We start from the raw sequence: 12,735 nt of genomic DNA on the forward strand, positions 1-12,735 counted from the left end.
CACTGCTCTTGAGAGCATTCTCGTCAAATTCTAGACACCCCAAACCGAGAGACAAGAAATGATCTCCCAAGGTAAGCACAATTTTCGATCCCGCATTTCACAAGAATGGATTTGCATAACCGATGATTGAACAATTGATTCCCGACCTGTACCCTGAATGAATCAGTTTGAAAAACAACGCGTATTGTAAACCATCATGAAAAAAGAAGACAGGCATGAAAAGACTTTACGACTTTTTGATTCTGGTAATCGCAGCTCTCTCCTTGCAAGTGAACATTCACTCTACACCTGCGGGACAACCTTTGATCGTCGCTCATCGGGGACTATTGAAAGTCGCCCCGGAAAATACGCTGTCAAATTTCCGGGCCTGCCTGGAATTGCGGCTCGGCTTTGAATTTGATGTGCAACGCACAAAAGACGATCATCTGGTTTGCATTCACGACAGTACCGTCAACCGCACCACGAATGGCTCGGGAAAAGTGAGCGACCTGACGCTGGCAGAAGTCAAACAACTTGATGCGGGGAGTTGGTTTGGTTCCCCTTTTGCGGGTGAAAAGGTGCCGACGGTGGAACAGGTTCTACAGTTAGCCGCCGGTTATAAACAGCATCCCATTTTAATCGCCGTTGATTTCAAAGATGAGAACGTCGAACAGGACGTCGTTCGCCTCGCGAAAAAACATGGCATCTTGAGCCGGCTGATTTTCATTGGCAGAACCATCCAAGACCCCAAAGTACGCGCGAATATCAAAGCCACTTCCCCCAAAGCAGAAACCGCAGCCGTCGCGAATAATGCCAGTGAATTTCCCACTTCGCTGGCCGACACCAGTGCCGACTGGGTGTATGTGCGATATATCCCTTCGAAGGCAGAAATGGAACGCGTGCATCAAGCCGGCAAACGGGCCTTCATCGCAGGTCCGACTGTGGGTGGGAAGATGCCAGAAAACTGGCAACGTGCAGCGACCGTGGGCATCGATGCAATTCTGACCGATTATCCTCTTGCCTTACGAGCAGTGCTCAAACAGAATGCGGTCCGCGATTAGCTTCGTCTCATGACCTCCAGTCGGAAATTGCTTGACCGTGACACTCTGACAGGCGAAGATTGATGTATGCATCATCAATGGGAGCGCAAACCATGATTGAATTCGATTACCTGTATAAGGGCACCTGTGGACTGGCCCACTCGCATCTGGCAGGAGAGATGGCCGGGCACTTGGGCGCTGCGGTCGCCGCCGGTTATTTCTTTGGCGAAGACCAAAGCGAGCTTCCCGATGAAGTCTTTGTTGGCATCACCGGTGAGCTGAAACGCATCATCGCGGGTGAGGAAGCATTCTGGTTCAACGCGAAAAAAGCGGGCATCACACCTACCGAACTGTTTAAACCATACCCACAGGAAGCCTCAAATGAAGCTGCGATCGACTCGATTGTGCGGGCCCTGCAAAAGAATGTCGGCCAGACGCGGCAATCAGGTCACAATATTATTTTCGCCTCGATCGGCGTCCGTGCCTTGCGTGACCACACTGATTTTGCCACGCCTCAGATCATCGACGGCATTCGCAAGCTGACCGCAGGATTCAACAACACGCATGCGGGCCGCGGCTATTATGGTAAAGAGAAAGGCTGGCGGACCGGGAAACAGATCAAGCTTGCTGAAATCAATAACTTTCCCAAGTATGACTCGATTCAGGCAATGGTCGATGTCACGATCGCCGAGCTAATCTCGACTGCTGCGATCAAAAAGCAAGGTTTCGGCGGTTTATGGCATATCATCAACCATGCGGCTGCGATTACCGAATTGAACCGCTTTGGCTACGAAAAGGTCGCCCAACTGGCGTTGCCCGCACATCATCAGCATATCCGCTTATGGCGTTCACTGCCCGATGTGGAGCACGAACTCGGACCCGTAGTCAAATCCGCACACGATCCCCGCGAACCGATCTACTGGGAAGGCATGTTCAAGCGAGACGAAGCCCGTCTGACACACCGCATCAAAACGCTGTATGGGTATTACACGATCCGGCGTTTCATCGAAAATGACGACACAAAGCAAAAAGCCGATGACGCGTTCCTGTTTCTGATGGCATAATCGCAGTCTGATCGAACAACCATCTTGAACATCGTACATATTGCTTTTCACATCAGATCTTGAACCAAGTTGAAAACCGTTGCTTTGTCTGCATAATATCGAGTAAGATCTGCTTTGCTCTCTATTTATTTCCAGAAAACATCGAGAACCCCATCCCATGTCGCCTCTTAGTATTGAGGACCAGGTCCTTGTCGCGTTGCGACGAATTACGCGTGCGATTGATTTACATTCCCGCGGCCTGATGCAGGAAATCGGCCTGACCGCACCACAACTGGCATCACTACAAACCATCGCCCGCATGCAACCGATTACAGTGGGGGCTCTGGCAAAATCCATTCATTTGAGTCAGGCCACGATGACCGGTATCCTGAGTCGACTCGAAGCACGCAATCTTGTTTCCCGCTCACGGAGAGGCACAGACAAACGCACTGTTGTCGTCGAACTCACCGAAGAAGGTCGGGCAGTACTGAAGAATGCCCCATCCCTGCTACAAGACCGCTTTCGTCGAGAACTGCTTAGACTTCAGGAATGGGAACAGACGCAGATGTTGTCGACCTTACAACGAATCGCTTACATGATGGACGCAGAAGATCTCGATGCATCGCCCGTATTGTCGGCAGGTGAAGTCACACCGACCACAGAAGAGGAAAATACGGCTTACCTGAACGAACAGCCATAGGCATCCTCGCCCCAATCTCCGCATACTGCTGAGAAACCAACCTCTTTCATCTCCTCAATGGGAATTGCTTGCGCAAAATTAATGCACTCAGGGAAACTGCGATTCGTATAACCCTTGCTCCTTTCATCTGCATTTAAAAACAGTGGGGGGTTGACACTCCCAACTCATTTGCATACAAAGCATCGTACACAAACCATTCAAACAGAACGCTTGTACCCATCCGCTCTGTAAAACCTTCGACAACACACGTTAATTTCCGTATTTTATTTAACAGCACAGATAAAACACCCCTTATTACTGAAAATTTATCAAGAAGTAATAAACAAACAAAACCATCCATATACTTTGGACACTAAACATATTTTTGCAAGAGAAACGTTCTCAGAAGCTAATTACTACAAAGTCCCATGGAACAGGCCATCCAATTGATTTTTCGCGAGCCCCGGTTGACCGATGCCCTCGCAATAACCAACCTGATTAAGAGTTGCCCCCCGCTTGACGTCAATTCCCATTACGTCTCGCTCTTGCTGTGTCGTGACTTTCATGACACCTGTGTGATTGCGGAATCCGATTCAAAAATTGTCGGTTTTCTTTCCGCCTATCATCCTCCCCAACAAGAGAATACCCTTTTTATCTGGCAGGCAGCCGTCGATAGTAACGCGCGTTCCTGCGGCGTCGCATCGCGTATGCTTGATGCACTGCTATCTCGCCAGATCAACTCCAATGTGAACCACCTCGAAACGACGATTACACCATCCAACCAATCGTCTCAAAAACTATTTCGCTCACTAGCGAAACGGCTCAACGCAGAATGCCGAACTTGTAACGGTTTTTCTTCGGAACTGTTTGGTCAAGCTGAAGAACACGAACCCGAAGAACGATACCAGATCGGCCCCTTCTCACTGAATCTAAATTAGAGAGAGAGAAATCACCAGTATCATGTCCATATTCAATCGACTCGAATCAAATGTTCGCGGTTACTGTCGCTCATTCCCCACTACTTTTACGAAAGCTCAGAATGCTACTTTGCACGATGAAGCGGGTAACAAATACATCGACTTCCTTGCTGGCGCAGGAACCTTAAACTACGGTCACAACAACCCAAAACTGAAAGAGAAACTCATCGAGTTCCTGGAACGTGACGGAATGCTGCATGGGCTCGACATGCAAACCGATGCAAAGGCCCACTTCCTGGAAGTTTTTGAAAAACTAATTCTCTCCCCGCTGGAACTCGATTACAAAGTCCAGTTCACTGGTCCGACTGGGACAAACGCTGTGGAAGCCGCATTGAAACTGGCCCGAAAAGTAACTGGGCGCACGAACGTTATCTCGTTTACGAATGGTTTTCATGGAGTAAGCCTGGGATCCGTTGCCGCTACGGGAAACAGCCATTTTCGTGATGCTGCAGGCACCCCTCTGAATAACGTGACCTTTATGCCTTACTATGGTTACATGGGCTCCAACATGGACACGCTGGAATACTTTGAGGCGATTCTCAAAGACAGCAGTAGCGGTTTAGACCTGCCTGCCGCTGTGATTGTCGAAACGGTGCAAGGTGAAGGTGGTGTGAATGTCGCCAGTTCAGAATGGCTGCAACAACTTGAAACACTCTGCCAGGAACACGGAATCTTGTTGATTATCGATGACATTCAAGTTGGCTGTGGTCGTACGGGGAACTTTTTCAGCTTTGAAAAAGCGGGAATTGTGCCTGATATTGTCACGCTTTCGAAATCTTTGAGTGCTTATGGTTTACCAATGTCGCTGGTACTAATGAAATCAGAACTGGACCAATGGAAACCGGGTGAGCACAACGGAACCTTTCGCGGCAACAACCTGGCATTTGTCTCTGCTACCGAAGCGATCGAGTTGTACTGGAGCGATTACCGCTTTGCACGCGAAGTCCTTCGTAAAGGAGCCTTGATTCAAAATCGACTGGAAGAGATTGCAGAAAGCGTGAATGACGTTGAACTGGAAGTGCGCGGTACCGGCATGATCTGGGGACTGGCCTGTCAGGAATGTCCTGCATTACCAGAAAAGATCTCAGCCGCTGCATTCGAACGCGGATTGATTATCGAGACGAGCGGGACAGATAGTCATGTCTTGAAATTTCTCCCACCGTTAACCATCGAAGATGACCAACTGCTACAGGGTCTGAATATTGTTGCCGACAGTCTTGAAGCAGTATTCAACGACGAGAACACCTTAAAAGAGCTGGGCCTGGTTCACGCAGACTGATTTGCACAGCACAAAAGAAAGACAGACATCATGATTGTACGTCAACTAAATGAAATTCTCGGAACTGATCGCGATATCCAGGCCAAAACCTGGAACAGTCGACGGTTATTACTCGCGGATGAAAAAATGGGATTTTCCCTGCACGATACGATTATTCATCCGGAAACGGAAACCGAAATCTGGTATCAAAATCACCTGGAAGCCGTCTATTGTATTGAAGGGGAAGGCGAGATTGAACTCATTCCCGATGGCCCCACCCATCCGATTTCCCCCGGCATGATGTATGCCCTCGATGAGAATGATCGTCACCTGTTAAGAGCGAAAACAAAGCTGCGCATGATCTGTGTCTTTAATCCTCCCGTCACCGGCCAGGAAGTTCACGACGAAAACGGCGCCTACCCGTCTGCTTCTGCGACTGAAAACTGAATCAACAAAATACAACCGTTTCCTGCAAGTAAGCTAAAGCCGTTTTGATGAACCTGCTCTTCCGCTTTATCCAACGTATTGAATCATTTCTACTTGCCTGGTCGATCATCGCGATTGCCGTGCTGTCGATCGGCAATGTGTTTTGTCGTGCGTTCCTCGGCTTCAGTTTAGCATTCACCGGCGAACTTTCACAATTTCTCATCATCATCGTCACATTCATCGGTCTGAGTTACGCGACCAGCCGCGGCAGACACATCCGTATGACTGCCTTTTACGATCAGCTCAATCTACGCTGGCGTAAAATCTTGATGACTTTCATCAGCGGATTCACTGCCCTGTTGATGTTCGCGTTGACCTGGTACTCATTTGAGTATATTTCCACCGTGTATTTCCTTGGGACGGTCTCTCCCGTTTTACAGGTTCCCCTGTATCTGGTTTATCTATGCGTCCCGCTGGGGTTTACGCTGTCAGGTATCCAATACACGTTGACGGCTGTACGTAACGTAATTTCTCCCGATGTTTATATTTCGTTCACACAAAAGGACGAATATGAAACACCTGTGGTTGGAGAAGTGTAACTTGAACTTTTCCGATCTGAGGTAAATTCGTGGAAGCGTTACTCATCGTCGGGGTTATGCTCTTGCTGCTGATGACAGGGTTCCCAATGAAGGTGCCCCTCATCGTGGCTGCATTTGCCGTTCTGCTGGTCTTTCATCCGGATGTCACCCCCGCAGTCCTCATTCAACAGATGATCGGTGGGATCAAGCCGGCGGCACTGATTTCCGTCCCGATGTTCATCTTCGCCGCCGACATTATGACACGAGGCAATTCAGCGAATCGACTACTGGATCTGGTGACAGCGTTCGTTGGACACCTGCGCGGAGGATTACCGATTGCCAGTGCCATCAGTTGCACACTGTTCGGAGCGATGTCAGGCTCAACGCAAGCCACCGTGGTGGCGATCGGCGGCCCGTTACGCCCACAGCTTTTAAAAGCCGGCTATCCCGATTCCTTCACGACAGCCCTCATTATCAATGCCAGCGATATTGCCCTGTTGATTCCCCCCAGTATCGGCATGATTGTATATGGCGTGGTTTCCGGTACTTCGATCGGAGAACTGTTTATCGCCGGTATCGGTCCCGGACTGCTGGTGCTGTTTCTGTTTTGTATCTATTGCTGGATCGCTTCGATTCGGATGAAAATCCCACGACAACCGAAGGCAGACTCCGCCACACGCAAGACAGCAGTGAAACGAGCCTTGCTCCCACTCGGATTCCCCGTCATCATCATTGGCGGCATCTATTCAGGAATATTCAGCCCCATCGAAGCGGCAGCAGTTTCGGTACTTTACGCGGCGATTCTGGAAATTCTCTTTTTCCGTGAACTTTCGTTGAAAGACATTCCGGAGATTGCCCTCTCGACAGGTTTAGTCACCGCTGTTGTGTTTATCCTCGTTGGAGCCGGTGCATCCTTCAGCTGGGTGATCTCATTTGCACAACTTCCCGATGCACTGATCAATGACTGGCTGGGGCTCTCTGCCGCTTCCGGCTACTGGACGATCATGCTTACGATTGCCATCGCATATTTTATCGGTTGCATGTTTGTCGATCCGATCGTGGTGATTTTGATCCTGACCCCCATCTTTCACCCCGTTGCCGCCGCAGCCGGCATTGATCCCGTACTGGTCGGAATCGTGGTCACACTGCAAGTCGCCATTGGTTCTGCTACGCCTCCCTTTGGCTGTGATATCTTTACGGCGATTGCCGTCTTCAGGCGTCCCTATCTGGAAGTCATTCGAGGCACCCCGCCGTTCATTGCGATCCTGTTATTTGCAGCCGTGTTACTGATTGCCTTTCCCGACATTTCCCTGTTCCTGCGCAATCTTGCCTTTGATTGATCGAAGTGGACTCGCCATGGTTTTTTTTCAGCGACACAGATTATTCCTCATCGTCAGTACTCTGATCTGCCTTGCTCTGCTTCCTGCGTGCAGTTCAGAAAACATGACGCAGTCCAGGAAACCAGTGCAGTGGCGATTTGCGATAGAAGAAACCATCGGCAGCGTCCAACACAAATACGCTCTCAAATTTAAGGAACTCATCGAAGCACGTTCTGAGGGGCAAATAGAAGTGACGATTTACCCCTATGGGACGATGGGAACGTCAGACCAGATCACCGAGTTGGTCGATATGGGGGTGATTCAGTTTGCCATGGCATCCCCGGGACATCTCGGCAAGCTGATCCCGGAAGTGCAGGTCTTTTTGTTACACTTCCTGTTTTCAGACGACGACGAAATCAATAATCAAGTTCTCAATGAAGACCCCCAATTACGCGAGACCTTCAACGAACTCTACGCCCGCAAGAACTTGAAGCTACTCTCCATTTTTTCAGAAGGCTGGCAGGTCTGGACCACCAAGAAATCGATTCAAACCCCCGATGACTTCCGCGGCGTTAAAATGCGTGTAATGACGTCTCCCTTACTTCTGGCCGCGTATCAAGCCTACGGAGCAAGTCCGACTCCGCTGCCGTATTCCGAAGTCTATTCGGCTCTGCAATTAAACATGATCGACGGCCAGGAAAATCCGGTGTTTGCCATTCAGGAAATGAGCTTTTACGAAGTCACCAACTGGATGATTTTCGCCCGGCATGCCCCCTTTATTAGTACCTCGGTGACCAATCGGGAATTCTTCGACTCGCTTCCCCCAGATCGCCAAACGCTGATTACTGAAGTCGTCGGCGAATTGAACGGATATATTCTTGAAGTACAGAAACAGTTTAACCGTGATCGCCTGGACTTAATTCGTAAGAATAAACCCAAACTGAAAATCATCACCGAACTCACTCCTGAGCAACGTGAATTATTCCGCCAGGCAAGTCAGCCGGTGCGAGAGCAGTTCATTGAAATGACCGGTGAAGACGGACAACGCCTGCTGGAAATGATCAAAACAAAAATCAGGGCCTTGGAAGCTCAACGAGACGATTAGATCCAGTCCGCTGATTTCTAAACAGCATCCATCGTTTCGTTTCATCTTCTGTATCGCCCCCGAACCACGGCCTCTCCCTGCTTGTCCAAGTGGGAAGTGTTGTATGTCGTCTGTCCAGCGGCGTGCGGGCCACCGAACAGGTTAGGCGCTGCACGTCCCGTGTATGGGTTCTAAACCAGATGACGTCAACGTCAGGATAGCTCAAATGGCAGAGCATCAGACTCATAATCTGAAAGTACGGGTTCGAGTCCCGTTCCAACTACCAGAGCCGGCCAACCGCCGGTTCACCAAATGCTTAAAAAGCATTACCCTAGAAACCGGACGAAGGCAGATGTTTTGCAGATCGGCTTCAGAGGACGGACTAAATGTAAATCGCTTGCGACTTGCATCAGGAACGTTGTCTGAAGCAGCACGCGGCGACGCTTTGCAGTACGTGGATACCGTGTTCGCACTTCCGTAGTGGAAGCGCATCGAAACAAAGTGGAGTTTCCAAATGGAATCCTGCGGGAGACCAGGACGAAAATCGACCGCGTGACGGTGTGTGGACGCTATAGAAGACGTTCACTCAAGCGTACTCCGTGATTCGCGCGTGTGATCGGCGAACATTCTGTCTTCGAAAGGTGTCTGAATCGAACAGTTCGCGGTACTGAAGCCGCATTTATGTTGTATGTGCTCCCAACCGAGTGGAGACGAAAGGACCAGGGACATTCCCTGAGGAGGTATGAGATGTTTGGTATCAAACGCTATGAGATTCGCAGCTACGAACTGGGTCTGCTGTTCCAGAATGGGGATTTTCAGGGACTGCTCAACGAAGGAACGTACTGGTTTTTCAAACCATTCTCAGACTTCTACGTGGATGTGATCTCGCTGCGCGAACCATTGCTGGTTCATCAGCATCTGGATCTGATCGTCAAATCGAAAGCGATCCAGGGACACGCCATCGTACTGGACCTGAAAGACCACGAACGCGGTCTGGTCTGGATTGAAAATCGGTTCAGACACATTCTATCACCCGGCCCTTATGTTTACTGGACGGGCCAGAAAGAGGTGCGGGTTGAAGTGGTTGACATGCACGACGTCCGTTTCGAGCACGTTGATCTGAAACTGATCGCGCGCTCTCCAACGGCGAAGCAGTTGCTCGATATCTGCACGGTAGTGCGTGACCGCGTGGGTGTTTTGTTTATCGACGGTCTTTATGTCGACACGCTGTCACCAGGACTCTACGCCTTCTGGCTGGGTCAGTCTAATGCACTGGTGGTTGAAATCGACATGCGGGAAACGACGATCGACGTGAACGGTCAGGACATCATGACGGCTGACAAAGTCACGCTGCGTGTGAATGCTGCGGTAACGTACCGCGTGATTGACGCGCAAAAAGCGGTCAGCCAAACCGACGATGTGCGGCAGGCGCTGTACCGTGAAACGCAACTTGTGCTGCGTGCGGTTCTGGGTACGCGTGAGCTGGACGTATTCCTGACGGAAAAGGATGCGCTGGCGAACGACATCGAGGAAAGTATTCGTCGTCGTGCAAGTGAACTAGGTCTGGAAATTGCTTCGGTCGGCATTCGCGATGTCATCCTGCCGGGCGAGATGAAGGACCTGATGAACAAGGTCACGGAGGCCAAAAAAGCAGCCGAGGCTAACCTGATCGCACGCCGTGAGGAAACGGCGGCAATCCGCAGCCAGGTGAATACGGCCAAGCTGCTGCAGGACAACCCGGTTCTGATGCGGATGCGGGAACTGGAAGTCCTGGAAAACATCGCTTCGAAAAACAAGCTCAACATCGTCCTCGGCGAGAAGGGCCTGGCAGATCGAGTGGTCAACCTGCTGTAGACCGTCAGATGGTGTCATCTGCTCCCCGGGGTTCGAGAAATCGACCCCCGGGATTTTTTCAATCAACGAATTCGATTTTAATCATCTTCATTGATTGAAATCCGGCTCTTCACAAACGCAGCCAGATTTTCGGCATCGTCGCTGCCAACTCTTAACGTTCCCTTGCGAAGCTTGAGCACAACGCAGTCGCGCCCCCAGAGATTCCAGACCCAGCCTCCACGCAAACTGAGATGAATGCCCCAGCCATCTAGAAGAGTTGTGCGGCCGACTTCGGCACTGAGAATGTCTTCATACGGAACTGCTCGTTGAAAAATCGGCAGTGGTCCAAAGCGAATACGCAGGCAATCAATTTCATCGGCCACCGTCAAATGATGGAAGGCGGATGCGACAACCGTCAGTAACAGCCCCACCCCGAAGAAATAGAGACTCATGTAGGGTTGAGGCGGCTCGTTCTGCGTGAACCATGCTGCCAGATAGAGCAGCCCCGCGGCTGCATAGATCAACAGACAGAGCGGCCCCCGCTGCGTATGATAATAGATGGCCAGGCTGTTCATTGTTCTCCACTCTCATGCTCAAGACGGACTCTAAAAGAGACTCAATCACTTTGAGACCTCTTCTAATACTTTAACGCATTCATGAGTATCCCGAATAGAGAACTTTCTTCTCATAGTAAGCTTCATTGTTCACTCTGGTGTCGTAATCAGAGTCCCGGTAAAATAGAAGTTTCATTTAATGAACCATCATTAAATGAAGCGTGTCACTCCTCGAGTAACTCTTCCCAAAGCACTTCCCTTTTTAACGCCGTAATCCCAGAGCAGTCAGACCACAATGTCAGAATCAGGCAATGCCATCATATTTTACAGTGTAACTGAAGAGTATGGGGAGTTCTCCAATTTTGCCGCGTATCCAATTCAACTGGATAGAAAGCGCTGGCCGACCTCGGAGCATTATTTTCAGGCGATGAAATTTCAGGATGCATCACACCGGGAAGCCATCCGTAAAGAGAAATCTCCGATGCGTGCGGCGCGTATGGGCCGTGATCGGAAACGTCCGCTCAGAAAAGACTGGGAGTCAGTCAAAGTCTCTGTGATGCGAAAGGCGGTCATCTGTAAATTCACTCAACACGAAGATCTGCGCGAACTGCTGCTTTCAACAGGTAATGCCAAGCTGGTTGAGCACACGACGAATGACGCTTACTGGGGAGATGGAGGAGACGGGAGCGGCAAGAATATGCTGGGGCGGATTCTCGTGGAACTTCGCGAACAACTCAGGCAAGAAATCGAGTGATGCCTGCTCAGGGAAAATCGATATACGACGCAGGCACACTCTCGGTCAGCCAGACTTGATTGGGGGTCACGAAAAATTCGCAACCCGCCTGATGCATTTCGAGTGACCGGACTTTCAGCAACACCGGCACACCCCGCCTGCGTCCTACTGTCAGGCTGGTCTGCTCGTCAAGGTGCAGATGCACATGGTGCCGCTGCATTTTTTTGAGTCCCTCACGAGCGATGGGATCCACAAACTGTCGAGGCGTGCCGTGAAATAATATCTCTGGAGGGATAGCGGATTCATAACCCAGATCAATTTTGACCGAATGCCCCTGATTAGCGCGGATCCGTGTGCCCGTTTCATCAAAGGAGAACCGCTGTTTATCGTTCGTCCGCACCACCATCTCCAAAGTGTCCCGCGACATCGATTTACCGTGTCGCGTCATGGAAGTGAGCAGCTCTTCTACATCAATCCAGCCCGACTCATCCAGGCTGATTCCAATTGTTTCCGGCTGATGTCGCAGCACCAGACTGAGAAATTTGCTTTTTCTTCGTACTTCTTTTTCATTCATTCTGCTACTCTTTTTTCTTTCTTAGTTTTCGATTTATTATTTGTATTAAATGTGTTTCACACCGGCAGCCTGCATTTCTTCACAGGCACGTTGTACATCGCCGGGATTTAAATTCACCCCGCGACACCCTTCCAGAATCAGACTGGTTTTCAAACCCAGTTTGATCGCATCAAGGGCCGTATATTTGACGCAGTAATCTGTGGCGAGGCCCATGATGGAGACTTCGTTGACGGCTCGTTCTTTTAAATATTCCGCCAGACCCGTGGAATGCTGATGGCAGTTATTGAAAAATCCGCTATAGCTGTCGACATAGATATCCGTGCCTTTCTGAAATACTCGCGTAATACGATCCGTGTCCAGATCGGCATGGAGTTCCGCGCCAGGCGTTCCCTGCACACAGTGATCAGGCCACAAGACCTGTTCCAGGCCTTTCAATTCAATCAGGTCGCCAATCTGTTTGTCAGCATGTCGACTGGCAAAACTCTGATGATTCAGAGGATGCCAGTCCTGCGTCGCGACAACAAGTTCAAAACGAGGCATCCAGTCATTGGCAATCGAGATAACTTGATCTCCCTGGGGAACAGCCAGCGCCCCACCCGGCAGGAAATCATATTGCAGGTCAACCAGGATCAATGCTTTCATCGTTCTAGAACTCTGT

14 protein-coding genes and 1 tRNA gene are annotated in these 12,735 nt (G+C 50.2%); 12 read left to right on the forward strand and 3 right to left on the reverse strand.

What is annotated here, in order from left to right; genetic code table 11:
• The first annotated feature begins 215 nt into the window (after positions 1-215).
• The 11 genes from AAC022_RS01915 (at position 216) to AAC022_RS01965 (ending at position 10,237) form a co-directional block, all read left to right on the forward strand.
• On the forward strand, positions 216-1,040 hold the full coding sequence (locus tag AAC022_RS01915) for a glycerophosphodiester phosphodiesterase family protein (RefSeq protein ID WP_339727447.1): 825 nt from the start codon (positions 216-218) through the stop codon (positions 1,038-1,040).
• 62 nt (positions 1,041-1,102) lie between these two features.
• Positions 1,103-2,083 (forward strand): hypothetical protein, encoded by a 981-nt coding sequence (locus AAC022_RS01920; RefSeq protein ID WP_339727449.1) that lies wholly within the window; start codon positions 1,103-1,105, stop codon positions 2,081-2,083.
• A gap of 157 nt (positions 2,084-2,240) precedes the next feature.
• Positions 2,241-2,762: a MarR family transcriptional regulator gene (locus tag AAC022_RS01925; protein WP_339727451.1), complete on the forward strand. Its 522-nt coding sequence runs from the start codon at positions 2,241-2,243 to the stop codon at positions 2,760-2,762.
• A 407-nt stretch (positions 2,763-3,169) separates the two neighbouring features.
• Positions 3,170-3,679, forward strand: coding sequence for a diaminobutyrate acetyltransferase (gene ectA / locus AAC022_RS01930; RefSeq protein WP_339727453.1), 510 nt, complete (start codon positions 3,170-3,172; stop codon positions 3,677-3,679).
• Between the two features lie 22 nt (positions 3,680-3,701).
• Positions 3,702-4,997 carry a diaminobutyrate--2-oxoglutarate transaminase gene (gene ectB, locus AAC022_RS01935; protein WP_339727455.1) on the forward strand — a complete coding sequence of 432 codons (1,296 nt, stop codon included), beginning with the start codon at positions 3,702-3,704 and terminating at the stop codon, positions 4,995-4,997.
• 30 nt (positions 4,998-5,027) lie between these two features.
• A complete protein-coding gene (locus tag AAC022_RS01940) occupies positions 5,028-5,423 on the forward strand; it encodes an ectoine synthase (protein WP_339727457.1) in 396 nt (131 codons plus the stop codon).
• A 47-nt stretch (positions 5,424-5,470) separates the two neighbouring features.
• The gene (locus AAC022_RS01945) at positions 5,471-6,001 is read left to right on the forward strand and encodes a TRAP transporter small permease (protein WP_339727459.1); all 531 of its coding nucleotides are present in this window, start codon (positions 5,471-5,473) and stop codon (positions 5,999-6,001) included.
• A gap of 56 nt (positions 6,002-6,057) precedes the next feature.
• Positions 6,058-7,320: a TRAP transporter large permease gene (locus AAC022_RS01950; protein WP_339727648.1), complete on the forward strand. Its 1,263-nt coding sequence runs from the start codon at positions 6,058-6,060 to the stop codon at positions 7,318-7,320.
• Positions 7,321-7,444: 124 nt separating this feature from the next.
• A complete protein-coding gene (gene dctP / locus AAC022_RS01955) occupies positions 7,445-8,404 on the forward strand; it encodes a TRAP transporter substrate-binding protein DctP (RefSeq protein WP_339727461.1) in 960 nt (319 codons plus the stop codon).
• 193 nt (positions 8,405-8,597) lie between these two features.
• Positions 8,598-8,669: transfer RNA gene (locus tag AAC022_RS01960), tRNA-Met, on the forward strand.
• A 461-nt stretch (positions 8,670-9,130) separates the two neighbouring features.
• A complete protein-coding gene (locus AAC022_RS01965; RefSeq protein ID WP_339727463.1) occupies positions 9,131-10,237 on the forward strand; it encodes a slipin family protein in 1,107 nt (368 codons plus the stop codon).
• Between the two features lie 77 nt (positions 10,238-10,314).
• Here AAC022_RS01965 and AAC022_RS01970 read toward each other — a convergent pair whose 3' ends face one another.
• On the reverse strand, positions 10,315-10,791 hold the full coding sequence (locus AAC022_RS01970) for a hypothetical protein (protein WP_339727465.1): 477 nt from the start codon (positions 10,789-10,791) through the stop codon (positions 10,315-10,317).
• Positions 10,792-11,065: 274 nt separating this feature from the next.
• On the opposite strand from AAC022_RS01970, the gene AAC022_RS01975 reads away from it, so the two are divergent.
• Entirely contained in the window at positions 11,066-11,524 is a 459-nt protein-coding gene (locus AAC022_RS01975; protein ID WP_339727467.1) for an NADAR domain-containing protein, read from the forward strand.
• Between the two features lie 7 nt (positions 11,525-11,531).
• On the opposite strand, the gene AAC022_RS01980 is transcribed toward AAC022_RS01975, so the two are convergent.
• Positions 11,532-12,077 carry an RNA 2'-phosphotransferase gene (locus tag AAC022_RS01980; protein ID WP_339727469.1) on the reverse strand — a complete coding sequence of 182 codons (546 nt, stop codon included), beginning with the start codon at positions 12,075-12,077 and terminating at the stop codon, positions 11,532-11,534.
• A 45-nt stretch (positions 12,078-12,122) separates the two neighbouring features.
• Positions 12,123-12,719: a bifunctional nicotinamidase/pyrazinamidase gene (gene pncA, locus AAC022_RS01985; protein WP_339727471.1), complete on the reverse strand. Its 597-nt coding sequence runs from the start codon at positions 12,717-12,719 to the stop codon at positions 12,123-12,125.
• Positions 12,720-12,735 lie beyond the last annotated feature (16 nt).

The sequence above is a fragment of the uncultured Gimesia sp. genome (genome assembly GCF_963976445.1).
Lineage (GTDB): Bacteria > Planctomycetota > Planctomycetia > Planctomycetales > Planctomycetaceae > Gimesia.